We start from the raw sequence: 23,867 nt of genomic DNA, 5'->3' as shown, positions 1-23,867 counted from the left end.
TGCGTTGTGCGGTCAGAGAGTTGCAGAGAAATGCGAGAGCGTCCACCAGTCCGACAGAACCAAGTCGGCCGTTCTCTGGCTCGAAAACGCCCAAGACGGACCCACCAGGCCCTATCAGTCAGCTTTCCAGGGAAGTTTCGACAGGCCGCAAGCGAGCCGCAAAACACGTAAGTCATTTGCGTGATTCTGAAAATTTCAGAAAGGCACCTGCGCGGTCTACCGTTCCTACGCATGAGCGCCGGACCGACGACCCCGCAGCGACGGCGGCGATTCGGCTGGCCACGGCGCGTCTTCTCGCAGGTGCTGCTGATGCAGCTGGCCATCGCCGCCGGCACCGCCGTGCTCGCCACGGGACTCTTCCTCAGACCGCTGAGCGATCAGCTCGACGACCAGGCCATGCGCAGGGCGCTGGCGATCGCCGAGACGACCGCGTCCGAACCGGTCGCGGACGCGCTGCTGGGGTCGCGGCCCTCGGTCGACGGGCCGGTGCAGGCGGAGGCCGAGCGCATCAGGCGGGCCACCGGCGCCGAGTATGTCGTGATCATGGACAGACGCGGCGTCCGCTGGTCACACACCGACACCGGGCAGATCGGCCGGGTCGTCTCCACGGACCCCAGCGAGGCGATCGCCGGCAAGGACGTCATGGAGATCGACAGCGGCACCCTCGGCCGCTCGGCGCGCGGCAAGGTCCCGCTCCGCGACGAGTCGGGGAAGATCATCGGCGCCGTCTCGGTGGGCATCGCCTACGACAGCGTCCGGACGCGTCTGCTGGCGACGATCCCCGGACTCCTCGCGTACGCGGGCGGGGCCCTGGCCGTCGGCGCGCTGGCCGCCTATCTGATCTCCAGACGGCTTCAGCGCCAGACCCACGACCTGGCCTTCTCCGACATCTCGGCGCTGCTCGCGGAACGTGAGGCCATGCTGCACAGCCTGCGCGAGGGAGTGATCGCCCTCGACGGGACCGGCCGGATCCGGCTGATGAACGACGAGGCGCAGCGGCTGCTGGGCCTCGGGTCCGAGGCCACCGGACAACCCCTCGACGCGGTGCTCGGCCCCGGCCGTACCACCGACGTGCTGGCGGGCCGGGTGGCCGGCGAGGACCTGCTGACCGTGAGCGGCGGACGGGTCCTCATCGCCAACCGGATGCCGACGGACGACGGCGGCGCGGTCGCCACACTCCGTGACCGTACGGAGCTGGAACAGCTGGGCCGGGAGCTGGACGCCACACGTGGTCTCATCGACGCGCTGCGGGCCCAGGACCACGAGCACGCCAACCGGATGCACACACTGATGGGGCTGCTGGAGCTGGAGATGCACGAGGAGGCGGTGGAGTTCGTGACCGAGGTCGTCGGGGTCCACCGGGCCACCGCCGAGCAGGTCACCGAGCGGATCCACGACCCGCTGCCGGCGGCGCTGCTGGTCGGCAAGGCCACCGTCGCCGCCGAGCGGGGTGTCTCGCTGCGCATCTCGCCCGCCACCCTGCTGCCGGACCGGGTCGTCGACCCGCAGGGGCTGGTCACCGTGCTGGGCAATCTCGTGGACAACGCGCTGGACGCGGCGGCCGGCTCCGAGGACGCGCGCATCGAGGTGGAGGTACGGGCCGAGGGCCGTACGGTCGTCCTGCGGATCTCCGACAGCGGCCCCGGGGTCCCGCCGGACCGGCGCGAACTGGTCTTCACCGAGGGCTGGACGACGAAGGACCCGCCCTCCCACGGGAGGCGCGGGCTCGGCCTCGCCATGGTGCGCCGGCTCGCCGAGCGTCAGGGCGGCAGCGCGCGGGTCACCGAATCCGCCGACGGCGGAGCGGAGTTCACCGTCGTACTGCCCGAGGCACTGGCCGAGGAGACGGGTGCGGCGGGGGGCGACGTACGCGACGCGGCGGGGGACGGCGCGCCGCCGGACGGTGGTCCCCTGCGCGATCCGGGCGGGCCCGTCACCACAGGAGAGACACGATGATCGACGTACTGGTCGTGGACGACGACATCCGGGTCGCCGACATCAACACCGCCTATGTGGCGAAAGTTGCCGGATTCCGGGTCGTCGCCAAGGCGCATTCGGGGACGGAGGCGCTCACCCGGCTCGCCGAGCGGCCCGTCGACCTGATCCTTCTCGACCATTATCTGCCCGACCGCAACGGCCTCTCGGTGGTACGCGAACTGCGCGGGCTCGGCCACCGGACCGACGTGATCATGGTGACGGCGGCGCGCGACGTCGCCACGGTCCAGTCGGCGATGCGCCACGGGGCGCTCCAGTACCTGGTCAAACCGTTCGGCTTCGCCGGGCTGCGCACCAAACTGGAGGCGTACGCGACGCTGCGACGCGCGGTGGAGGGCGGCGGTGAGGCCGAACAGGCCGATGTGGACCGGATGTTCGGGGCACTGTCGGCGTCCGCGGCGCCGCCCCAACTGCCCAAGGGCCACTCGCCGAGCACCGCCGAGGTGGTACGCCAGGTGCTGCTCGGCGCCGAAGGCCCGCTCTCGGCGCACGAGATCGCCGAGAGCGCGGGCATGAGCCGGCAGACGGCGCAGCGGTATCTCAAACTGCTGGAGCGGGCGGGGCGGGTACGGCTCAGCCTCCGGTACGGCGAGACGGGCCGCCCCGAGCACCGGTACGCGTGGGCGGCGAGCGGCTGACCCGGGGCGCCCGTCAGACGGCGCCCGCACCGGTGAGCGAACGCACCTCGGACTCCGCGTGCTTGGCCTCGTCCGCGGGTTCGCGGGAGAGGACCGTGCCGATCCAGCCCGCCAGGAAGCCTAGCGGGATCGAGACCAGGCCCGGATTCTGGAGCGGGAAGACATGGAAGTCCACGCCGGGGAACATCGCCCCGGGGCTCCCGGAGACGACCGGTGAGAACACCACGAGCAGCACGGCCGGCACCAGGCCTCCGTAGACCGACCAGACGGCACCGCGCGTGGTGAAGTTCCGCCAGAACAGCGAGTAGAGCAGGACGGGCAGATTGGCCGAGGCCGCGACGGCGAAGGCGAGTCCGACGAGGAAAGCCACATTGAGGTCGCGGGCGAGCAGCCCGAGCGCGATGGCCACGGCACCGATTCCGGCCGCCGCGAACCTGGCCACGGCGACCTCGCCGCGCGGCTTGGCGCGGGACTTCGCGCTGGGCTTGGGATGAGGCGTGGCGTGGGACCTGGCGTGCGGCTTTCCCGCGCGCCGGGGCCGCTTGAGCGAGGCGTAGAGGTCGTGCGCGACGGAGGCCGACGAGGCGAGCGTGATGCCCGCGACGACGGCGAGGATCGTCGCGAAGGCGACCGCCGCGACCACCGCGAAGAGGACCGTGCCGCCGGTGGAACCCGCGCCGCCGCCGAGGTCCAGCGCGAGCAGCGGCACCGCCGTGTTCCCCGCCGCGCTGGACGCGCGCACCTCGTCGGTGCCGACCACGGCGGCGGCGCCGAAGCCGAGCACGATCGTCATCAGATAGAAGCCGCCGATCAGCCCGATGGACCAGACGACCGAGCGGCGCGCGGCGCGGGCGGTCGGCACGGTGTAGAAGCGGGAGAGGATGTGCGGCAGTCCGGCCGTACCGAGCACCAGGGCGAGCCCCAGACTGATGAAGTCGAAGCGCGCGGTCCAGCCCCCGCCGTAGGCGAGCCCCGGCGACAGGAACTCCTTTCCGTGGCCGCTCCGTTCGGCCGCGGTGGTGAGCAGCGCGTTGAAGTCGCCGTGGAAACGGAGCAGTACGAAAACTGTCAGCGCGACCGTGCCGGCCATCAGCAGCACGGCCTTGACGATCTGGATCCAGGTGGTGGCCCGCATCCCGCCCAGCGTCACGTAGACGACCATCAGCGCGCCCACGCCGATCACCGTCCACGAGCGCGCCGCCTCGCTCGTACCGCCCAGCAGCAGCGCGACCAGGCTGCCCGCCCCGACCATCTGCGCGACCAGATACAGAACGGAGACGGCGACGGAGGAAGTTCCCGCCGCGATCCTGACCGGGCGCTCCCGCATCCGCGCGGCGACGACGTCGGCCAGCGTGAACCGGCCGCAGTTGCGTACGAGTTCGGCCACGAGCAGCAGGACGACGAGCCAGGCGACGAGGAAGCCGACAGAGTAGAGCATGCCGTCGTAGCCGAAGAGGGCGATGAGGCCGGAGATACCGAGGAAGGAGGCGGCGGACATGTAGTCACCGGCGATGGCGAAACCATTCTCCATGGGAGAGAAGAGCCGTCCGCCGGTGTAGAACTCCTCCGCCGAGCCGTGCCGGTCGCGGCCCACCCATGTGGTGATGCCGAGGGTGACGGCGACGAAGGCGCTGAACAGCAGTAGTGCCAGGGTCTGGTGGTCGCCGCTCATCGCCGCTCCCCCGCCCGCGCCGTGTGCCGGTGCTGTGTCTCGCGGCGCTCCGGGGGCCCGTGCTGTTCCCGCGTCCTGTCGTGTTCCCGCGTCCTGTGCTGTTCCTGTGCCCTCGTGCGGTCGAAGACGCTCCAGCGCAGGTCGAGCGCGTCCCGGTCCCGGTGCAGCCGGGCATGGCGCGAGTACGCCCAGGTCAGCAGGAAGGTGCTGAGGAACTGGCCGAGCCCGGCGACCATCGCCACGTTCACGGCCCCCGCCACCGGGCGCGCCATCAGCTCGGGCGCCGTGGTCGCGGCGACGACATACGCCAGGTACCAGGCCAGGAAGGCGAGCGTGGCCGGCACGACGAACCGGCGGTAGCGGCTGCGTACCTCCTGAAAAGCCGCGCTCCGCTGGACCTCCAGATAGATCTCGGCCGCGCGGGGTTCGTGCTCCGTCGCCGCGACGGGAGCCGGTGCGACGGGCGTCGTCGGCGTGCCCGTACCGTCCAGTTCGCCCCAGCCGGAGGCCAGTGCGTCGTACCAGGGGTCGTCGGTCCGCACTGCTGCGGCGTCGCGCCCTTCCTGCTTCTCCACCGGTCAACTCTCCTTGTCAGCGAGCCGTTTCGGCCGCGCCCCAAGGATGGGCAGATCGGGAAGATCCCGGACTCTTCTCTCCCCGACTTCACCCCATCAGGTGACGTTTGTCCCGGGTGGCCGGATAAGACCGTGCTGATAGGCGTAACGCACCGCCTGCGCGCGGTCGCGTACCCCCGCCTTGGCGAAGATGTTGTTGATATGGGTCTTCACCGTGGCCGCGCCGATGTGCAGCCGCCGGGCGATGTCATGGTTGGAGAGCCCCTCGGCGACCAGGGACAGCACCTCGGTCTCGCGGGCGGTGAGCCCGTCGGGGGCCGCCTCGCGCTCCGTCACGGCGGGGACCGCGCTGACCCGCTCCAGCAGCCGCCGCTGGGCCCCCGGGGCGAGCCCGGCGTCCCCGGCCATCACGTCCTGGACGGCCTTGACGATCTCGTCACCGCCGGCGTCCTTCGTCAGATAGCCGCGCGCGCCGGCCCGGAGGGCGGGGAACAGCGAATCGTCGTCGTCGTAGGTGGTGAGCACCACGACCTGGGTCGCCGGGTACCGCTCGCGGATCAAGCGGGTCGCCTCGACCCCGTCGCAGCGGGGCATGCGCAGGTCCATCAGGACGACGTCCGTTGCGAGTTCACCGACAAGGGTCACCGCCTCCAGGCCGTCCTTCGCGGCGCCGACGACATCGATGCCCGGCATCAGCCCGAGCAGCATGACGATGCCCTCGCGCACCACGGCCTGGTCGTCGACGACGATCACCCGGGCCGTCATGCGGGCACCCGCAGGCGCACGGTGAAGCCCTCGCCCGCGCCCTCGGACCGGGTACGCCGGGCGGAGCCGTTCGCGTCCCCGCCGCCGGAATCGCCGCCGGACGCGGAATCGCGCGCCCCGGCTCCGCCTCCTACGGAGGCCGAGGGTCCGGCCTCCAGACTGCCGCCGAGCAGTTCGGCCCGCTCCCGCATCCCCAGGAGACCGAACCCGGAGCCGGAGGCGGCCAGTTCGCTGCCCGCCACGTCCGTTCCGTCGTCCCGTACCTCCAGCGTCACCACGCCCTCCCCGTACTCCAGCCGCATCGTCACGTCGGCCCCCGGAGCGTGCTTGCGCGCGTTCGTGACGGCCTCCTGCGCGACGCGGCGTACCGCCTGCGAGGCCTCCACGGGCAGCAGCCGGGGCTCCCCCACGACCTCGGTCCGCACCCCGTCGACCGCCAGCTCGCGCAGGTAGTCCTCGACGGGCACCATCTGGCCGCGGAGCGCCGAGAGCGCCTGACGCGTCTCGGCCAGTCCCTGCCTCGCCATGCCCCGCGCCTCGACGACCCTGCGCAGCACCTGTTCACGGTCGTATCCGCCCTCGATCTGGAGCCGGGCCGCCTCAAGATGCACGAGCTGGGCGGAGAGACTGTGGGCCAGCACGTCATGGATCTCGCGGGCGATCCTGGCCCGCTCGGCGAGCGCGGCCGACTCGGCCTCGGCGGCCCGCGCGGCACGCTCCTCCGCCAGCAGCCGGAATCCGGCGGCGTGCGCCTGTGCGTCGAGCCGCAGCGTGTAGCCGCCGAGCAGGACGGCGCTCATGGTCGCCACCACGGCCGGGAGCCCCTCGCTGTTCGCCACCGCGACGGTCACGAACAGCGCCGTCCAGACACCGAGGGCCGGCGCGAGGGGCAGTCGGTCCATCGCGAGGACGGCGCCCAGGATCCAGAGCAGCCCGGCCGTCGCCTCGGCCCCCGCCGCGTCCGCGCCGACCCCGAGGAGCGCGACCAGGAGAAGGAGGCCCAGCGAGGGGAGCAGCCGCCCCGCGACGGTCCACCGGTAGAAGAGCAGCACGGCCGCCACGAAGCAGAGCAGGCCCAGCACGGGCAGCACCGCCTGCCAGCCGTGGAAGACATCCGCGGCGTACGCGGTCACGACCAGCCAGCAGGCCATCGCACCGGCCAGCAGATAGTCCAGCGCCGTCCTGATGGGAGGCACCCCCACCCGGGTCAGCGCCTCCCTGCTCGGCCATGCGGTCCCCGCACCGATCGGCATCCCGAAGCCCTCTCTCTCGGCTCCGATGCTACGGAGCGCGACGGCTCGCGGAATCCTCTCCGGGGTGGAGCGGGGAGGGGCGGCGGGCTCCACCCGTGGGTGGAGCCGCCCGGGTCAGACGTCGATCCGCGCGCGGTCCAGCGTCGCGGCCGAGCTGGTGATGAACTCCTTGCGCGGCGCGACCTCGTTGCCCATGAGCAGATCGAAGACCTGCTCGGACGATTCGAGGTCCCCGATGTTGATCCGTCGCAGGGTGCGGTGGCGCGGGTCCATCGTGGTCTCCGCGAGCTGGTCGGCGTCCATCTCGCCGAGGCCCTTGTAGCGCTGGATGGAGTCCTTGTAGCGCACGTTCTTGCGCTGGAACTCCAGGAGCGTCTGCCGCAGCTCGTTGTCCGAGTACGTGTAGACGTACTTGTCCTGGCCCTTCTTGGGCTGCACGAGCTCCACCCGGTGCAGGGGCGGAACCGCCGCGAACACCCGCCCCGCCTCGACCATCGGCCGCATGTAGCGCTGGAACAGCGTCAGCAGCAGACAGCGGATGTGGGCCCCGTCGACATCGGCGTCGACCAGCAGCACGATCTTGCCGTAGCGCGCGGCGTCGATGTCGAAGGTCCTGCCCGACCCGGCCCCTATGACCTGGATGATCGCGCCGCACTCGGTGTTCTTCAGCATGTCGGACACCGAGGACTTCTGAACGTTGAGGATCTTGCCCCGGATCGGCAGCAGTGCCTGGAACTCACTGTTCCGGGCGAGCTTGGCCGTACCGAGCGCCGAGTCCCCCTCGACGATGAACAGCTCGCTGCGCTCCACGTCGTCGCTGCGGCAGTCGGCCAGCTTGGCCGGCAGCGAGGAGGTCTCCAGCGCCGTCTTCCTGCGCTGTGCCTCCTTGTGCTGACGGGCGGCGATACGCGTACGGGCGGCGGCGACGACCTTCTCCAGCACGGACCGCGCCTGCGCCTTGGCATCGCGCTTGGTCGACGTCAGGAACTCCTTGAGCTCCTTGGAGACGACATTGGCGACGATCCGGTTGGCCGCCGACGTCCCCAGGATCTCCTTGGTCTGTCCCTCGAACTGCGGCTCGGCCAGACGCACCGTGACCACGGCGGTGAGGCCCTCCAGGGCGTCGTCCTTGACGACGTCGTCCTCGGCGACGCGCAGGAGCTTCGACGAGCGCAGCGCCTCGTTGACCGTCTTGGTCACCGAGCGCTCGAAGCCGGTCATGTGCGTGCCGCCCTTGGGCGTGGCGATGATGTTGACGTACGAGCGCATCGTGGTGTCGTAGCCGGTGCCCCAGCGCAGCGCGATGTCGACGCCCAGCTCGCGGGTGACCTCGGTGGGCGTCATGTGACCGCGGTCGTCCAGAACGGGCACGGTCTCCTTGAAGACGCCCTGGCCGGTCAGCCGCAGCACGTCGCAGACGGCCTTGTCCTGCGCCAGGTACTCGCAGAACTCGCTGATCCCGCCGTCGTAGCGGAACGTCTCCTCTATCGTGTCGCCGCCCTCGCTCTCGCCGGCCGCCCGCTCGTCGCGTACGACGATGGTGAGGCCCGGCACGAGGAAGGCGGTCTGCCGGGCCCGCTGGTGCAGCGTCTCCAGCGAGAGCCTGGCGTCCTTGAGGAAGATCTGCCGGTCGGCCCAGTACCGGATACGGGTGCCGGTGCGCGTCTTGGGCACCCGCTTGCCCTTGAGGAGTCCGTTCGCGGGGTCGAAGGGCGCGTCGGGGCCCGATTCGGTGAACATGCCGGGGACGCCGCGGCGGAAGCTGATCGCGTGCGTGGCGCTGTTGCGGTCGACCTCGACGTCCAGCCGGGCGGAGAGCGCGTTGACGACGGAGGCGCCCACGCCATGCAGACCGCCGGAGGCCGCGTACGAGCCGCCGCCGAACTTTCCGCCCGCGTGCAGCTTCGTCAGGACGACCTCGATGCCGGAGAGGCCGGTCTTGGGCTCGACGTCGACGGGGATGCCCCGGCCGTTGTCCTTGACCTCGACGGAGCCGTCCTCGTGCAGAGTGACGTCGATACGGTCGCAGTAGCCCCCCAGGGCCTCGTCGACGGAGTTGTCGATGATTTCCCACAGGCAATGCATCAGGCCGCGGCTGTCGGTGGACCCGATGTACATACCGGGTCGCTTCCGGACCGCTTCGAGCCCCTCAAGGACGAGCAGGTGCCGCGCGGTGTAGTTGGAACCGTCACGATCTGCGGTCAGCAGCGCACTGGACGGCACGGACGTCTCGGCGGTCACGCGGTTCGCTCCTCGCTGAATTTGAAATGTGGCCCGATGGGTAAGGGCCCGGCATCGGTCGCCGCTCAGAGGGTACAGAGGCCTGGTAGAGCCGTTGTAGCGCCACCCTATTGAATTCTCATGCTAGCCGAGGCTCGCATGGGTGTTCGATCCCTCGATGGAGTGAAGCACACATCACGTTCCCTTCCAGGCATGAACCATTTAGGCTCCGGGCACGTCCTCATCAACAACCGGCAAGCCGGCCGGGAGGATCGACCCCCTGACAAGCAACGCGAAACCGTAAAGCTAAGCAATACGGCTCATTCGCCGCCAACCGGCAACAGACAGCCGCCTCGGGAAGAAGTTTCGAGGAAAGGCCGCGAGCGGGAACGTTTTCGGCCTGGTTGGATGTTGACCCTGGTACGACAGCTCGTCGAGCTAGAGAAGAGGCGACGTGACTACTGTTCTGACCCCCGCGAGCCCGCTGACGGCCGCTGACCGCTGCGACCGCTGCGGCGCCCAGGCATATCTGCGCGTCGTCCTGACCAGCGGTGGTGAACTGCTCTTCTGCGCCCACCACGGACGCAAGTTCGAGCCGGAACTCAAGAAGATCGCCGCGGAAATACAGGATGAGACAGACCGACTGACGGCCGTACAGGCCGCCGCCGGTGAAGAGGAACACTGATCCCTCGCATCCACGACGAGCCAAGGGCCGATCCAGGACCGGCCGACGGGCCGCCACCCCGGTAGACACCGGGAAGGCGGTCCGTTCTCGTTGAATCAGCGGGGCCGCGGCCCCTCAGGCCCGCCTCCTCAGCCCTTACGGCGTGTGCCGACGGCCCCGGCCACCTGCTCCACCGCCGAGGTGATCCGGGTGTAGACCCCCGGGCTTCCGGCCTTCCCACAGCCGCTGCCCCACGAGACCAGCCCGATGAGGCGCCCACGGGCCACCAGCGGCCCTCCGCTGTCGCCCTGGCAGGCGTCGTGCCCGCCCCTGGGATCGCCGGCGCAGAGCATCGTGGCGGCCTCGTAGCGGCCCCCTGAGCCCCCGGGGTAGGCCCGCCGGCACTCGGAGTCGGTCAGGACCGTCACCGGGGCGGAGCGCAGCGCGGAGGCGTATCTGCCCTGACCGGTCGTGTCGCCCCAGCCGAACACCTTCGCCGGGGTGCCCGGAGCCAACGCCTCCGAGCCCGGATCGGCCGGACGGACGGTGTACCGCGCGGGCAGCGGCTCCGCCAGCGTCAGCACCGCGAGGTCCGAGGCGTGGCTCGCCGGGTCGTACGCCGGGTCGATCCGTACGGAACCGACCCGGACCTCCCTGCCGCCCTTGCCCCGCAGCTCCTCCCGGCCCGCGATGACCCGCAGATCGCTCACGTCCTCGGGCTTCACCCCGAGCACGTCCCTGCCCATGCAGTGCGCGGCCGTGAGCACCTTCGTCGGCGCCACGACCGCGCCACCGCAGAACTGGCCCGCGCGGGTGTCCCCGAACCTCTCGCGGCTGGACAGGGCCACGACCCAGGGACTCTCCGCGGCCGGCGCCGGCTCCCCTCCCACGACCACCCGGTCCGCGGCGGCCGGCGTGGGGGACACGAGCGGCAGCACCGCCCCCGCGGCGATCGTGGCCAGTCCTCCCGTGAGCACTCGGGCAATAGGGCGACGCATACTGGCTCCTGACTCTCCGGTGACTCCTACTGACACAGAGTCACCCATTGAGCCGACAAACGCATCCCCGCAACACCTGAGGGCCCGCATCCCGGTCGGGATCGCGGGCCCTCAGAAGGGGCTGTGCCGGGTACGGAGAACCGGCCTAGTCCAGGTAGTCGCGCAGAACCTGCGAACGCGACGGGTGGCGGAGCTTGGACATCGTCTTGGACTCGATCTGACGAATGCGCTCACGCGTCACGCCGTAGACCTTGCCGATCTCGTCCAGCGTCTTGGGCTGGCCGTCGGTGAGACCGAAGCGCATGGAGACCACACCGGCCTCACGCTCGGAGAGCGTGTCGAGCACCGAGTGCAGCTGCTCCTGGAGAAGCGTGAAGCTGACCGCGTCGGCCGGGACGACCGCCTCGGAGTCCTCGATGAGGTCACCGAACTCGCTGTCCCCGTCCTCACCCAGCGGGGTGTGCAGGGAGATCGGCTCGCGACCGTACTTCTGGACCTCGATGACCTTCTCAGGGGTCATGTCGAGCTCCTTGGCCAGCTCCTCCGGGGTGGGCTCGCGGCCCAGGTCCTGGAGCATCTGGCGCTGCACGCGCGCGAGCTTGTTGATGACCTCGACCATGTGCACCGGGATACGGATGGTGCGGGCCTGGTCGGCCATGGCACGGGTGATCGCCTGCCGGATCCACCAGGTGGCGTACGTGGAGAACTTGTAGCCCTTGGTGTAGTCGAACTTCTCGACCGCGCGGATCAGACCCAGGTTGCCCTCCTGGATCAGGTCCAGGAAGAGCATGCCGCGGCCGGTGTAGCGCTTGGCCAGCGAGACCACCAGACGGAGGTTGGCCTCCAGCAGGTGGTTCTTGGCGCGGCGCCCGTCCTCGGCGATGATCTCCAGCTCGCGCTTGAGCTTGGGGGCGAGCTTGTCGGCGTTCGCCAGCTTGTCCTCGGCGAACAGACCCGCCTCGATGCGCTTGGCGAGCTCGACCTCCTGCTCGGCGTTGAGGAGGGGGACCTTGCCGATCTGCTTGAGGTAGTCCTTGACCGGGTCGGCGGTGGCGCCCGCGACGGCGACCTGCTGGGCGGGCGCGTCGTCCTCGTCGTCGTCGGAGAGGACGAAGCCCTTGCTCTCGCCCTCGGTCTCCTCCTCCTCGCCCTTGCCCGCCTGGACCTCCTCGGCGGTCTCCTCGCCCTCGGCGGCCTCGTCGGCGTCCTTCTTGCCCGCGGTCTTCTTCGCCGCGACCTTCTTGACGGCGGTCTTCTTGGCCGCCGCCTTCTTGGCCACGGTCTTCTTCGCGGCCGCCTTCTTGGCGGGCGCGGCACTCTCGTCGGCGGGCGTCTCGACGGTCTCGGCGACCGGGGCGGCGGTGGCCGCGACGGTCTTCGTATGAACGGTCTTGGCGGCGACTGTCTTGGTGGCGGTGCGCTTCGCCGGGCTCTTCGCAGCGACGCTCTTGCGGGCGCGCTTCGGCGACTCCGCGGCACTGACCATCAGCGTCACACCCTCTTCCTCGAGGATCTGGTTGAGGCTGCGCAGAACATTCTTCCACTGGGTTGGCGGAATCTGGTCAGCCTCGAAGGCCCGACGCACGTCGTCGCCGGCGATCTGCCCATCAGCCTTTCCCCGCTCGATGAGCGCCATCACAGACTCGGACTCGGCGATCTCCGGCGGGAGCGTACGGGATGTGCTGGCCGACACGAACAACCTCTCGGAACGATGGAAACGGCTTCCGGCTCCCCCCAAGGATCGGGGCGGAGCCGACGACCGTCGACTGGGGATGCGCCGACGGCGCGGGCTGGACCTCGGAGGCTGCGTACAACGCCACTCCTCGTGGCGCTGTTCCCTCCGTGGCTGTCACCTCTTAGGTCATCGCCCTGCCTCGCGGAGTGTTACGCCCAATCCACGTGGCCCGAGTCACACCTCATTTACGGCAAAGCAGCCAGAAGGAATTTATCGCGCATTCGTGCCGCCGGGCCCTGGGGTCCGGCGGCACGTGACGCGTACGCCCCCGTCCGTCCTGACCTCTCTCTTCCTGCTCGGCACCGCGGGACTCGCCCTCGGTACCCCGGTGACGCGGTCAGTGCTCGCGCGGCGCGGGAACGACTCGTTCCACTTCAGGGTGGACCATCAGAAGCTGCCGCATGGCGGCTTCGGCCCCCTGGGAGTCGCCCGCCGCGAGGGCCTCGACGATCCGCGCGTGGTGCGCGAGAGACGCGTCGGTGGGGCGGTCACAGCCGGTGACGGGGCCGCCGGAGACCTGGAGGGCCGCCGAGACGATCCCCGAGAGGTGCTCCAGCATCCGGTTGCCCGCGAGCTGGATCAGCAGGGAGTGGAACTCGGCGTCGGCGCGCGAGAACGTGATCGAGTCGCCCTGGGCGATGGCGTGGCCCATGATCTCGACCATGTCGCCCAGCCGCTGCTGGACGTCCTCCCGGCCGTGGCCGGCGGCGAGACGGGCCGCGAGCGGCTCGATCGTCCAGCGCAGCTCGGTCAGCTCGCGGCGCTGGTCGTCACGTTGCGGCCCGAACGCCCGCCACTCGATGATGTCGGCGTCCAGCAGATTCCAGTCGCTGACCGGCCGGACGCGGGTGCCGACGTTGGGGCGGGCGCTGACGAGGCCCTTGGCCTCCAGGACGCGCAGCGACTCGCGGACCACCGTGCGGGAGACCTCGAAGCGCTGGCCGATCTCCTCCGGCACGAGCGGCCGGTCGGCGCCCAGATCGCCGGAGACGATCATCTGGCCGAGCTGCTGGACGAGTTGGCCGTGCAGTCCACGGCCCCGGCTGCCCGCCGAGCGTCGGCCCACCCGGCCCAACTCGTTGTCCGCGCCTTCCCAGGCGGGGGTGGGAACGCGGTCGGCGCCGGGCGCCTCCGCGTAGGGGTAGCGGTCGATTCCGCCCGGGGCCGGGAGGCCGGAGTCGACGGAGCGGGCGGCGGTCATCATGGTGTGCGCAAGGGTACTCACGCATCCTTTGTCGGCTCCGCTCGTCGGCCCCTTGAGGTCTTTGGTGAAAAGCACACGAAAGGGTGATCGGCGCCCGCCCTTCGATTGACGACTTATCGTAAAGAAGCGGGCGGAATCAGGGAGTTATGGGCAGGTGCGACAGCTCCGGTCACCCGGCGATCACCAACGGGCCCTGCGGCGAAGGCTCGTGAACAGATACGCGCAGAGCAGGGCGGACAACGACAGCGTCAGCGCCGCCCCGACGGGCTGGGAAAGCACCCGGCCGGTCGCCACCAGCCAACGGTCGGCGGCCTCCGGCCATTGGGGCCACGCCAGTTCACGCAGCCTGGCCGGCAGTCCGACGATCGAACGCGCTGACGGGACGGCAAGCCCCTTCTGCAGGAGGGGGACGACCACGACGGGGACGGCGAGCACGGCGGCGACTCCCGCGCCGGTGACCCGGAAGATGCCGGCCCCCAGCAGACCCGCCCAGGCGCAGCCGACGGTCAGTCCCGCCCAACTCGCCGCGAGCGGGGGCCAGTCCGGGGGCACAACGTCCGTTCCGCCGCCGTACACCAGTCTCATGGCCCCCGAGTCGACGACGACGGTGAGGGCGGCGAGCAGCAGGGCCGCCGCGCCGGTGACGGTGAGTTTGGCCAGCAGCAGGCCGATGCGGCGCGGAACCGTGCCCCGTCCCGCGGCGAGCGCCGGGTAGCGGTATTCGTCGCCGAAGGCGAACGCGCCGAGCAGACCCGCCCCCAGGGCGGCGGGTGGCAGCGGGAGGAACGATGGCCAGGCCGCGAGGAGGCCGGGCAGCGGCGTGTTGCCGGTACGGGCGAGCGGCAGGGTCAGGGCGACGGAGGCGACCAGGACGGCGGCGGCGACCAGCCAGGGGGTCCGTACGCCGAGGAAGCGGCGGAGCTCGTAGCGGAAGGGGCGCAGAGGGCTGCGCACGGGCCGCGCGGGCAGCGGAGGCGACAGGGGGCCGGTACCGGGCTCCGCGGGTGTCCGCCGTACCTCTGAGGCCTGCACCGGGACCACCGGGGGCGCCGGGCCGGTGTCTCCTGTCTCGTCGGCGAGTTGGTGGACGAGGATGTGGTGCCGGAAGGCCGTCTCACCCAACTCGGCGCAGTTGCTGCCGAAGACGGTCAGCCGCCCGCCGGAGTCGGTGACGACCTCGACGGAGCGCCGGTCTGCGCGCGCCTCGCGGTTCACGGCGTCGGCGAGCCTGGCCGCGTGCGGGGTACGGATGACGACGCGCGGGCGCAGCCGGGTCCGTGCGAAGTCGGCGGCCTCCTGGTCGGCGACGAGCCGGCCTTCGTGGACGGTGACGACGCGATCGGCGGTGCGGGCCGCCTCCTTGGGATCACTGGTCGTGTAGAGAACAGTGCCGCCCTGGGCCGCGTGCGTCCGCAGCAGTCCGTGCAGCCAGTTGATCTCGCGGGGGGAGAGACCGGCGGCCGGTTCGTCGAGGACGAGCGTGTGCGGGTCGCCCAACAGGGCGGCGGCGAGGCCGAGTCGGCGGTCCATGCCGAGGGAGAGGGTGCCCAGCGGTTCGTCGCGCAGCGCGCCGATACCGACCAGGTCGAGCAGGGCGTCGGCACGCGCGGCGGGCACGCCGGCGGCGGCGCAGAGCATACGGAGCTGGCCCTTGGTGGTGCGCGCGGGGTGGCCGGGCACGTCGCCGAGCAGGACGCCGACCTCACGGGCCGGGTGGGCGATGCGGTGGAGGGGGCGACCACGGAAGTATGTGATTCCGCGGCCGGATTCGAGTTCGAGCATCAGCCGCAGCGCGGTGGTCTTGCCGGCGCCCTCGGCGCCGAGCAGCGCCGTGACGCTGCCGGACGCGGCCTCGAAGGTCAGATCGTCCACGGCGGGCGGAAGGTCGCGGTGGGGGGTGCTGGTGAGTCCGATGGCCTGGAGCATCGCTTCTCTCGCGGGGAGGTGAGACCGCTCGGCGGCAGTATGGGTACCGCAGCACGATAACGCGACATGTCCGACTTGTTGCGCAGGGTGGCGACCAGGGTCTGTCTTTTGGATCAGGCCGGATCAGGCAGCGGGCATGACTGGGCGCGCTGCCCGGCAGGATCCGGAAGACCGACCCCAGGGGTGTCGGGCGGCGGGCTCAGACCTCGGGACGCAGCATCGGCGGGTTGAGGACCGTGGCCCCGCCGGCCCGGAACAGCTGGGCGGGCCGCCCGCCCTGCCGTGTGGTGGTGCCGCCGGAAGGCACCAGGAAACCGGGGGTGCCGGTCACCTTGCGGTGGAAGTTCCGGGGATCGAGCGCGACACCCCACACCGCCTCGTACACCCTGCGCAGCTCGCCGACCGTGAACTCCGCCGGGCAGAAGGCGGTGGCCAGGGAGGAGTACTCGATCTTGGAACGGGCCCGCTCCACCCCGTCCCCGAGGATGCGCGCGTGGTCGAAGGCGAGTGGCGCGGGCTGTTCGCCGTCGCGGCCGAAGCCGCCGTCGTGGTCAAGCAGCGCGTCCACGGGTGCCCAGCGGGCGCTGTTGGCGTCACCGCCCGCGCGGGGCGCGGGAAGGTCGGGCGCGAGTGCCAGATGGGCCACGCTGACGACCCTCATCCGCGGGTCGCGCTCCGGGGCGCCGTAGGTGGCGAGCTGTTCGAGATGGGCTCCGTTCGCCGCGGGCGACGCCGGGTCGTGGGCGCACAGCCCCGTCTCCTCCGCCAGCTCGCGCGCGGCCGCCGCACCAAGATCCTCATCGCCCTTGACGAAGCCGCCGGGCAGCGCCCAGCGCCCCTGGAAAGGGGCCTCACCACGCCGCACGACCAGGGCACACAGGGCGTGGCGGCGCACGGTGAGCACGACCAGGTCGACGGTGACTGCGAATGGGGGGTAAGCCGACGGGTCGTAGGGCGACATGGCGGTGATCTTAGTCGTCTGCCTGACGATAAACACCCGTTCCGCTCAGGTCCGCCGACTTCTTCGCCGCCCCTGTGCCGGGCTCCACGGCGCCCGGACCCGGTGGCCGCCCACTCGTCCGTTCGGCTTCCGGCAGGGCGTCGGAAGCGACGTCCGTACGGCCCGTGAGGGGCGTCGGGTGAGGGGCTGGGGTGCGGGGCGCTGTCACACCCCCGCTCACCTCACCGGGCACGCGGCGCGTGCGGCGGGCCCCGCCCTCACCTGCCGCTCTTCGTGTCCCGCCGCCCACCGCGGCCGGCGGCCCGGCCGCGTGCCGCCGGCGCGCCGGGACGGGACCTCGGTGACGGCACCGTCCCGGGTGCCTCCTTCCTGCTCGCCGCCTTCTTGATCGTCGCTCTCTTCACCACCCTCTTCATCGTCTTCCTGGCCTGCTTCGTCGGGGACTGCCGCACCTGGCGAGGCTCTGGGCTCGCGGTGGCGATGCGCTCGGCGCACATGCAGCGCCGCAGGGTCTCCGGGTCGAGCCCTTCGTTGAAGGCCTGATGAAGGAGCTGGGCGAAGGTGTACGAGGGGTCGAGGCGCAGGGCCAGTCCGAGGGCGACCCGGGCCGACGGTTCGTCTCCGCAGGACCAGGCCACCCACCCGGCCAGGGTGAGCGGTGCGACCGCGTGCTCGGCATAGGAGCCGACGCATCGACGTGCCAGGGCCCGCCAGAGCCGCAGCGCCGGCTCGGCGTCCGGGCCCTCCATCCACTGCGCCGCCCGGTCGCGGACCTCCCTGTCCTGCAGGCCGATGATGACCGCCGCCGCTTCATCGTCCGCGATGAGCCGGTCGTCCGCGGTGTCGGGGCCCTCGCCGATACCCCCGGCGGCCCGCCCGCTGTCCGGCCTGCTCGGCGGCGCGGGTGGTGTCCGGGCCAGGCGGTCCATCAGTCCGCGGGCCGCCCGGAGCGTCGACGCGCCGACCTCCTCGCGATTCCCACCGCCCAGAATCATCGGCACCAGCGCGCCCGCGGCCTCGTCCAGCGCCTCTTCCTGCTTCACCGTCCGGGCGGCCGAACCGCGCCACGGCTCCAGTCGCGCCTCCATCTCCCGCAGGGATCCGCGCACTTGGATCCCCGCGTAGATGGACGCCGCGGCCATCACGGATGTGCCGGGCAGCGCCAGCGGGGTGCCTTCCGGTGGGCAGCAGCGCGTGTCCGGGCAGCAGTAGGACCAGAACCGGCCGTCGGAGATGCACAGCACCTCGTGCACGGGGATGTCGAGGCTGCCGAAGCTCGTGCGGATCAGCTGCGCGAGGGGATGCAGGCGGTCGCGTACGCGACGGCCCGTGGCACCGTCCTCCGGGTCCTGGCAGAGGAAGGCCACAATCCCGTCCGGCCGGGACCCCCGCCGATAACTCCCCTCCACCAGGCACGCGGCCAACTGCTCGGAGACGGGCGCCCATTCGCGGGGCGAGCGCGGGATGCCGAGCCTCAGCCGCCCGCCGAAGCGGCCCTCGTCGCCGTGCAGCGCGACGAGCACGATCGAGTCGGAGGGATGGAAGCCCATCAGAAATGGCAGGGCATCGGCGAGTTCGGCAGGGCTGCGCAGGGTGACCTGCTGCTCGTCGGCGGGACGGGTCGGTTCGCTGTGCTTGTTCATGACTCGACGGTCCCGCGGAAGCCAGAATCCCGCGACCCCTGTGGATAACGTTATCCACAGGCGGGCTCCGGCATTCGCGCTTTGTCCGCGCCATCAGGTTGCATGGGGGCATGACCAACGCAGAACGCGCAGCTCTCCGGGCCTCGGCCGACTCCGTCCTCGCCCGTCTTGTCGGTGACGCCACCGGCGCTGCCCGCCTGCGCGAGGACCAGTGGCGGGCGATCGAAGCGCTCGTCGCCGACAAACGCAGGGCGCTGGTCGTGCAGCGGACGGGCTGGGGCAAGTCCGCGGTGTATTTCGTCGCCACGTCCCTGCTTCGCGCCCGGGGCAGCGGCCCGACCGTGATCGTCTCCCCGCTGCTGGCGCTCATGCGCAACCAGGTGGAGGCCGCCGCCCGCGCCGGGATCAGCGCGCGCACGATCAACTCGTCCAATTCGGAGGAGTGGGAGACGATCCAGGCCGAGGTGGCGGCCGGCGAGGTCGACGTCCTGCTGGTCAGCCCCGAGCGGCTCAACAATCCCGACTTCCGCGACCAGGTCCTGCCCGCCCTGTCGGCGGCCACGGGCCTGCTGGTGGTGGACGAGGCGCACTGCATCTCCGACTGGGGGCACGACTTCCGCCCCGACTACCGCCGGCTGCGCACGATGCTCGCCGAGCTGCCGTCGGGCGTCCCGGTGCTGGCCACCACCGCCACGGCGAACGCACGCGTGACGGCCGACGTCGCGGAGCAGCTGGGCACGGGAGCGGGCACGGACGCGCTCGTGCTGCGCGGTGCGCTGGACAGGGAGAGCCTGAGTCTCAGCGTGCTCAGACTGCCGGACGCCGCGCACCGTCTGGGCTGGCTCGCCGATCATCTGGCCGAGCTTCCGGGCTCCGGGATCATCTACACCCTCACCGTCGCGGCGGCCGAGGAGGTCACCGCTTATCTCCGCCAGTGCGGCCACACCGTCACCTCGTACACGGGCCGTACGGAGAACGCGGACCGCCAGCAGGCCGAGGAGGACCTGCTCGCCAACCGCGTCAAGGCGCTGGTCGCCACGTCCGCGCTGGGCATGGGATTCGACAAGCCCGACCTCGGCTTCGTCGTCCATCTCGGCTCTCCCTCCTCCCCCATCGCCTACTACCAGCAGGTGGGCCGTGCCGGGCGCGGGGTGGAGCACGCGGAGGTGCTGCTGCTCCCCGGCAAGGAGGACGAGGCGATCTGGCAGTACTTCGCCTCGGTGGCCTTCCCGCCGGAGGAGCTCGTCCGGCGCACCCTCGACGTCCTGGCGCATGCGGACAGGCCCCTGTCCCTGCCCGCTCTCGAACCGCTGGTCGAGCTGCGGCGGACCCGGCTGGAGACGATGCTCAAGGTGCTCGACGTGGACGGCGCGGTGCACCGGGTCAAGGGCGGCTGGACCAGCACCGGCCGGCCCTGGGTGTACGACGCGGAGCGGTACGCGTGGGTGGCGCGCCAGCGGCAGAGCGAGCAGCAGGCGATGCGGGACTACGCGACGACGACGGCCTGCCGGATGGAGTTCCTGCGGCTCCAGTTGGACGACGAGGACGCGGCTCCCTGCGGGCGCTGCGACAACTGCGCGGGGGCGCGGTTCGCGGACAAGGTCTCCGGCGCCGCCCTGGACGCGGCCCGGGGCGAGTTGGGCAGGCCCGGCGTGGATGTGGAGCCGCGCAAGATGTGGCCGACCGGGCTGACCGCGGTGGGCGTCGACCTGAGGGGCCGTGTCCCCGCCGACGAGCGGAGTCTCCCCGGCCGGGCGCTCGGCCGGCTCTCGGACATCGGGTGGGGCAACAGACTGCGCCCGATGCTGGCGCCGCAGTCGCCGGACGGCCCGGTCCCCGACGACGTGGTGGACGCCGTGGTGAGCGTCCTCGCCGACTGGGCGAAGGGGCCCGGCGGTTGGGCGTCCGGGCTCGACGACGCACCGCCGCGTCCCGTGGGTGTCGTGACCGTTGCCTCGCGGAGCAAGCCGCAGCTCGTGGGGTCGCTGGGCAGCCGGATCTCCGAGGTGGGCCGGATGCCGCTGCTGGGCACCGTCGAGTACGCGCCGGGCGCGCAGGACACCCACATCTCCCGCACCAACAGCGCCCAGCGGGTACGGGCGCTGCACGAGGCGTTCACCGTGTCACCGGAGTTGGCCGAGGCCCTCACCTCGGCGGCGGGTCCGGTTCTTCTCGTCGACGATCTCTCCGACACAGGATGGACGTTGGCGGTGGCCACACGACTGCTGCGCAGGGCCGGAGCCGAAGGAGTGTTCCCGCTGGTCCTCGCGGTCCAGACGTGACCACGTATCAGAAGGCCCCCGAAGGGGAAGGTTCAAGGCAGGGATATGAGCGCCATTCCCGCCCATTCCGGTCAGCGGCGCCAATTGCTCGTTGCCGCCCGCCCAAGTGCCCGCAAGAATTGGAGAAGCCCCCCGCACGGTCGGACTGTTCGCGGTCCGGAGGGACTGTGCCGCGGCGTGCCTCACCCGACCCTGCCCGCACTGTGGGCGCGTATGCGAAGGGAGGAACGTGACCTTCGGATTCGCTCCGTCCGCAGCCTCATCGATCACGACAGCCGATTCCGTCACCCGCCTCGCCAGGATGCTGGAGCCCGCCGAGTGGGCGGCCGCCGGCATACCCCTGCTCCGTAACCCCCGCGAGGTCGTCAGCGGCCTGCACTCCCGGCACCGGCCGACCCCCGCGACCGCGATCGTCGCCGTGCTCGACCATGAGGAACGTCTCTCGGCCAGCGCCTCGTTCGCCCCGCGGGCGGTGCCGGTCGACGGCTGGGAGTTCCGGAACTCCCTGCTGGCGCACCTGCGCCGGGTCATCCCGCACGATCTGCGCCGCCGCACACCGGTGCGCACCGCCGTACTCCTCTACTGCCGCGACGGCGACGAGCGTTGGACCGAGGAGGACGGCGCGTGGATGTGGGGGCTGCGGGACGCCTGCACCCTGCATGGCCTGCGCTGCGGCGCGTACATCACCCTGACGCGTGGCGGCTGGCAGGTGCTGGGCGAGGGACGGGGCGGCCGACGGCCCAGCTCCGAGTCGGTGCCCGAGAGTCTCGCCGAGACGGTGTCCGACGCGTCTCCCGCACCGGTACGTTCCGGTGGAGGCGCGGTGGAGGCGCTACGCCACGCGGCGGCCCGCTGACCGCTCGCGTCATCGCCTCAGGCCCGGCCGCCCACGCGGGCAGCCGGGTCGTGCCCGGCCCGGACCGGGGCCGCGTGCTCCGGCCTCGGCCCTCGGCCGGGTGGGATCGCCGTCAGACGCCGGCGCCGAGCGCGGAGTTGACCCGCTGGGGGTCACCGCACACGACGAGCAGCGCGGCGGCCCGCTCCCTGGCCGCCGGCAGTACGCGCGCGGCGGTGTCGTCGCCGCCGTTGAGCGCCACGACGACCACGGGCCGCGCCTTCGCGCGGTCCAGCGCCGACGCGTCGGCGAAGAAGACGTCCCCGCCCGTGTCGTGCTGCTCCCAGTAGGAGCTCTCACCGAAGGACAGCTCGTGGGCGGCCCACGGGTGCTGTTCGCCCGTGGTGAGCACGAGGATGTCGCCCGGCGCGCGGCCGGAGTCCAGCAGCAGGTCGACCGCCTCCTCGGCGGCGTCCAGCGCACCGTCCACCGAGGCGGGGATCAGTTGGATCTGAGGTTCGGAACGGGTCTCCTGCGGGACGGCGGCGGGCCGTTCGGCGGGAGTCTGCGAGCGCTCCGGCGGCGCGGGCCTCGCGGGACCGCGACCGGGATGTCCGGGACGCGGTGTGGACGCGGACCGCGGCCCCGGGACGGCACGCGGGCCGGGTACGGGACGCGGACCGGGAACGGGACGGGGGTTCGACGCGGTGCGGCCGGTGGCCGGAGTGGCGCGCGGACCCTGGGCACTCTCGTGAATCTGAGGCTCCTCGGGGATGAGAGGCATGAGTGGATGTCTATCAAACGCAGACGCGCAAGTCACCGGCGGGTGGGCACATCCGCGCCATATGTATCGCTCGCCGAGCAGGGCCGGGGCGGTGCGACGGCCGTACTCGCCGGAACCGGACAGCGCCGGGGCGCTCGACGTCAGGTCGTCCGGGTCAGAAGTCGAAGCCGAGCTGACCCTCGCTCTCCAGCAGCTCCGCCTCGGCGGAGATCCTGACCTTCTTGAGATGGCGCCACCGGGGCAGCGCGTCGAGATACGCCCACGAGAGCCGGTGGTGCGAGGTCGGCCCCCGTTCCAGCAGCGCCGCCTTGTGCACCGGCGAGGGATATCCGGCGTTGTCGTGGAAGGCGAAACCCTCGCATTCCTCCGACGTGGCGGCCAGTTCGGCCATCATCGTGTCCCTGCGGACCTTGGCCAGCACCGAGGCGGCGGCCACCGAGACACAGGAGATGTCACCCTTGATGACCGTCCGGACCTGCCAGGGCTTGCCGAGGTAGTCGTGTTTGCCGTCCAGGATCACGGCGTCGGGCCGCACCGGCAGTGCGTTCAGGGCGCGTTCGGCGGCGAGCCGCAGCGCCGCCGTCATCCCCCGCTCGTCGATCTCCTCCGGCGAGGCGTGCCCTATCGCGTGGGAGGTCACCCACGACTGGAGCTCCAGCGCCATGTCGGCACGGCGCTTGGGAGTGATCAGTTTGGAGTCGGTGAGTCCGACGGGGGCCCGGCGCAGGCCCGTGACGGCCGCGCAGACCGTCACCGGTCCCGCCCACGCTCCGCGTCCGACCTCGTCGACACCAGCGATGATCTTGGCACCGGTGGTGGCGCGGAGCGATCGCTCTACGGCGTGGGTGGGTGGTTCGTACGGCATGACGTCTGCAAGGTTACGCCGCGGCCCGCCCGCGCGTCACCCCGGGTTCCCCCGGCCGCACGCGGCCACCTGCCCCACTCCTCGCCGCGAAGCGCCGTACGCCCCAACACGCCCTCGGCGCGGGGCCGTACGACGCGGGCCCGGCCGCACGGGACTTCGCCGCACCGCCGGGCTCGCGGTGGAGCCGGGCCTCAGTCCGACGACGACCGCAGCAGCGGCAGCATGACCTGGTCGATGAGCTCCGCGATCTCCGTGTCGGGCCACTCGCTGGCGCACACCTTCGACCGGTACATCAGTACGGCCGGGATGACGTCGAAGACCAGCGAGCCGGTGGCGTCGGGCCGTACGTCACCCCGCCGGATACCCCGGTGGACGACTTCCCCGAACAGCTTGGCCGACGGTTCGATCACGCCGCTCATGATCAGCGCGTGGAAACGCTCGGACGCCGACTGGTCGCACTCGTGGAGGACGGCGCGGAGCGCCCAGCCCGGCCGCGAGTACATCGCCTCCCGCACCAGCCGCGTCAACTCGTAGAGGTCGTCGCGGATTCCGCCGAGGTCGGGGGCGTCGTCGAGCGAAGGGAGCCCGGACGCCAGCGCGTCGGCGACGAGGTCCTCCTTGGAAGGCCAGCGCCGGTAGACCGCGGCCTTGCCGGTCTGCGCCTCGGCGGCGACGCCCTCCATGGTCAGCCCGTTCCAGCCCACCGTGCTCAATTGCTCCAACGCGGCGTCGAGGATCGCGCGTTCAAGCACCGGTCCGCGACGTCGTGGCACCACTGTCCGCGACCGAGCGGTGGTCGACGAGCGTGAAGTAACCATCAGCAGATCTCCATGAGGCAAAGATTCAGACGGC

The 23,867-nt window shown here is 71.4% G+C and carries 19 protein-coding genes; 5 read left to right on the top strand and 14 right to left on the bottom strand.

All coding sequences use genetic code 11. From position 1 onward, the window contains the following. Positions 1 to 231 precede the first annotated feature (231 nt). Together IEY79_RS20690 and IEY79_RS20685 are read left to right on the top strand one after the other, a co-directional pair. Complete coding sequence (locus IEY79_RS20690) at positions 232 to 1,956, top strand: sensor histidine kinase (RefSeq protein ID WP_189109038.1); 1,725 nt, start codon at positions 232 to 234, stop codon at positions 1,954 to 1,956. Next, a complete protein-coding gene (locus IEY79_RS20685; RefSeq protein ID WP_189109037.1) occupies positions 1,953 to 2,633 on the top strand; it encodes a response regulator in 681 nt (226 codons plus the stop codon). The genes IEY79_RS20690 and IEY79_RS20685 overlap by 4 nt, the downstream gene beginning before the upstream one ends. 13 nt (positions 2,634 to 2,646) lie before the next feature. Here IEY79_RS20685 and IEY79_RS20680 read toward each other — a convergent pair whose 3' ends face one another. The 5 genes from IEY79_RS20680 to IEY79_RS20660 form a co-directional block, all read right to left on the bottom strand. After that, on the bottom strand, positions 2,647 to 4,305 hold the full coding sequence (locus IEY79_RS20680) for a solute symporter family protein (RefSeq protein WP_189109036.1): 1,659 nt from the start codon (positions 4,303 to 4,305) through the stop codon (positions 2,647 to 2,649). After that, positions 4,302 to 4,880: a DUF485 domain-containing protein gene (locus IEY79_RS20675; protein ID WP_189109035.1), complete on the bottom strand. Its 579-nt coding sequence runs from the start codon at positions 4,878 to 4,880 to the stop codon at positions 4,302 to 4,304. Before IEY79_RS20675 ends, IEY79_RS20680 begins: the two co-directional genes overlap by 4 nt. A gap of 96 nt (positions 4,881 to 4,976) precedes the next feature. Beyond that, entirely contained in the window at positions 4,977 to 5,645 is a 669-nt protein-coding gene (locus IEY79_RS20670) for a response regulator transcription factor (RefSeq protein WP_189109034.1), read from the bottom strand. Continuing rightward, on the bottom strand, positions 5,642 to 6,898 hold the full coding sequence (locus tag IEY79_RS20665; RefSeq protein ID WP_189109033.1) for a sensor histidine kinase: 1,257 nt from the start codon (positions 6,896 to 6,898) through the stop codon (positions 5,642 to 5,644). Before IEY79_RS20665 ends, IEY79_RS20670 begins: the two co-directional genes overlap by 4 nt. Before the next feature lie 114 nt (positions 6,899 to 7,012). After that, positions 7,013 to 9,139, bottom strand: coding sequence for a DNA gyrase/topoisomerase IV subunit B (locus IEY79_RS20660; RefSeq protein WP_189109032.1), 2,127 nt, complete (start codon positions 9,137 to 9,139; stop codon positions 7,013 to 7,015). Positions 9,140 to 9,572: 433 nt separating this feature from the next. On the opposite strand from IEY79_RS20660, the gene IEY79_RS20655 reads away from it, so the two are divergent. Then, positions 9,573 to 9,803, top strand: coding sequence for a DUF7455 domain-containing protein (locus IEY79_RS20655; RefSeq protein WP_023538184.1), 231 nt, complete (start codon positions 9,573 to 9,575; stop codon positions 9,801 to 9,803). 128 nt (positions 9,804 to 9,931) lie between these two features. Here the strand turns inward: IEY79_RS20655 and IEY79_RS20650 are convergent, their stop codons facing one another. From IEY79_RS20650 to IEY79_RS20625, 6 genes are all read right to left on the bottom strand, one after another. Then, positions 9,932 to 10,780 (bottom strand): S1 family peptidase, encoded by an 849-nt coding sequence (locus tag IEY79_RS20650; protein WP_189109031.1) that lies wholly within the window; start codon positions 10,778 to 10,780, stop codon positions 9,932 to 9,934. 145 nt (positions 10,781 to 10,925) lie between these two features. Further along, entirely contained in the window at positions 10,926 to 12,473 is a 1,548-nt protein-coding gene (locus IEY79_RS20645; RefSeq protein WP_189109030.1) for an RNA polymerase sigma factor, read from the bottom strand. Between the two features lie 379 nt (positions 12,474 to 12,852). Beyond that, complete coding sequence (locus IEY79_RS20640) at positions 12,853 to 13,740, bottom strand: FadR/GntR family transcriptional regulator (protein ID WP_189109029.1); 888 nt, start codon at positions 13,738 to 13,740, stop codon at positions 12,853 to 12,855. A 159-nt stretch (positions 13,741 to 13,899) separates the two neighbouring features. Next, positions 13,900 to 15,645, bottom strand: a complete 1,746-nt coding sequence (locus tag IEY79_RS20635) for an ATP-binding cassette domain-containing protein (RefSeq protein WP_189109028.1) — start codon at positions 15,643 to 15,645, stop codon at positions 13,900 to 13,902. A gap of 199 nt (positions 15,646 to 15,844) precedes the next feature. After that, on the bottom strand, positions 15,845 to 16,606 hold the full coding sequence (locus tag IEY79_RS20630; protein ID WP_189109027.1) for an NUDIX hydrolase: 762 nt from the start codon (positions 16,604 to 16,606) through the stop codon (positions 15,845 to 15,847). A gap of 257 nt (positions 16,607 to 16,863) precedes the next feature. Continuing rightward, positions 16,864 to 18,249: a DUF4192 domain-containing protein gene (locus tag IEY79_RS20625; RefSeq protein ID WP_189109026.1), complete on the bottom strand. Its 1,386-nt coding sequence runs from the start codon at positions 18,247 to 18,249 to the stop codon at positions 16,864 to 16,866. Between the two features lie 110 nt (positions 18,250 to 18,359). On the opposite strand from IEY79_RS20625, the gene IEY79_RS20620 reads away from it, so the two are divergent. Both IEY79_RS20620 and IEY79_RS20615 read left to right on the top strand, forming a co-directional pair. Continuing rightward, entirely contained in the window at positions 18,360 to 20,531 is a 2,172-nt protein-coding gene (locus IEY79_RS20620; RefSeq protein ID WP_189109025.1) for a RecQ family ATP-dependent DNA helicase, read from the top strand. Positions 20,532 to 20,760: 229 nt separating this feature from the next. After that, positions 20,761 to 21,387, top strand: a complete 627-nt coding sequence (locus IEY79_RS20615; protein ID WP_189109024.1) for a hypothetical protein — start codon at positions 20,761 to 20,763, stop codon at positions 21,385 to 21,387. A gap of 112 nt (positions 21,388 to 21,499) precedes the next feature. On the opposite strand, the gene IEY79_RS20610 is transcribed toward IEY79_RS20615, so the two are convergent. The 3 genes from IEY79_RS20610 to IEY79_RS20600 form a co-directional block, all read right to left on the bottom strand. Beyond that, the gene (locus IEY79_RS20610) at positions 21,500 to 22,150 is read right to left on the bottom strand and encodes a hypothetical protein (protein WP_189109023.1); all 651 of its coding nucleotides are present in this window, start codon (positions 22,148 to 22,150) and stop codon (positions 21,500 to 21,502) included. A gap of 154 nt (positions 22,151 to 22,304) precedes the next feature. Further along, positions 22,305 to 23,015 carry a ribonuclease HII gene (gene rnhB, locus IEY79_RS20605; RefSeq protein ID WP_189109022.1) on the bottom strand — a complete coding sequence of 237 codons (711 nt, stop codon included), beginning with the start codon at positions 23,013 to 23,015 and terminating at the stop codon, positions 22,305 to 22,307. A 191-nt stretch (positions 23,016 to 23,206) separates the two neighbouring features. Then, positions 23,207 to 23,833, bottom strand: a complete 627-nt coding sequence (locus tag IEY79_RS20600) for a TetR/AcrR family transcriptional regulator (protein ID WP_189109021.1) — start codon at positions 23,831 to 23,833, stop codon at positions 23,207 to 23,209. Positions 23,834 to 23,867: the final 34 nt, after the last annotated feature.

Source organism: Streptomyces camponoticapitis (assembly GCF_014646115.1).
GTDB classification, from domain to species: Bacteria; Actinomycetota; Actinomycetes; order Streptomycetales; family Streptomycetaceae; genus Streptomyces; species Streptomyces camponoticapitis.
This window is presented reverse-complemented; position numbering and strand designations above follow the sequence as displayed.

What these genes read in the sequence shown, in the direction of transcription:
- IEY79_RS20680 (WP_189109036.1), bottom strand. Translation starts at nt 4,305, where the DNA reads ATGAGCGGCGACCACCAGACCCTGGCACTACTGCTGTTCAGCGCCTTC.
- IEY79_RS20650 (WP_189109031.1), bottom strand. Translation starts at nt 10,780, where the DNA reads ATGCGTCGCCCTATTGCCCGAGTGCTCACGGGAGGACTGGCCACGATC.
- IEY79_RS20690 (WP_189109038.1), top strand. Translation starts at nt 232, where the DNA reads ATGAGCGCCGGACCGACGACCCCGCAGCGACGGCGGCGATTCGGCTGG.
- IEY79_RS20610 (WP_189109023.1), bottom strand. Translation starts at nt 22,150, where the DNA reads ATGCCTCTCATCCCCGAGGAGCCTCAGATTCACGAGAGTGCCCAGGGT.
- IEY79_RS20600 (WP_189109021.1), bottom strand. Translation starts at nt 23,833, where the DNA reads ATGGTTACTTCACGCTCGTCGACCACCGCTCGGTCGCGGACAGTGGTG.
- rnhB (WP_189109022.1), bottom strand. Translation starts at nt 23,015, where the DNA reads ATGCCGTACGAACCACCCACCCACGCCGTAGAGCGATCGCTCCGCGCC.
- IEY79_RS20635 (WP_189109028.1), bottom strand. Translation starts at nt 15,645, where the DNA reads ATGCTCCAGGCCATCGGACTCACCAGCACCCCCCACCGCGACCTTCCG.
- IEY79_RS20685 (WP_189109037.1), top strand. Translation starts at nt 1,953, where the DNA reads ATGATCGACGTACTGGTCGTGGACGACGACATCCGGGTCGCCGACATC.
- IEY79_RS20630 (WP_189109027.1), bottom strand. Translation starts at nt 16,606, where the DNA reads ATGTCGCCCTACGACCCGTCGGCTTACCCCCCATTCGCAGTCACCGTC.
- IEY79_RS20665 (WP_189109033.1), bottom strand. Translation starts at nt 6,898, where the DNA reads ATGCCGATCGGTGCGGGGACCGCATGGCCGAGCAGGGAGGCGCTGACC.
- IEY79_RS20625 (WP_189109026.1), bottom strand. Translation starts at nt 18,249, where the DNA reads ATGAACAAGCACAGCGAACCGACCCGTCCCGCCGACGAGCAGCAGGTC.
- IEY79_RS20670 (WP_189109034.1), bottom strand. Translation starts at nt 5,645, where the DNA reads ATGACGGCCCGGGTGATCGTCGTCGACGACCAGGCCGTGGTGCGCGAG.
- IEY79_RS20620 (WP_189109025.1), top strand. Translation starts at nt 18,360, where the DNA reads ATGACCAACGCAGAACGCGCAGCTCTCCGGGCCTCGGCCGACTCCGTC.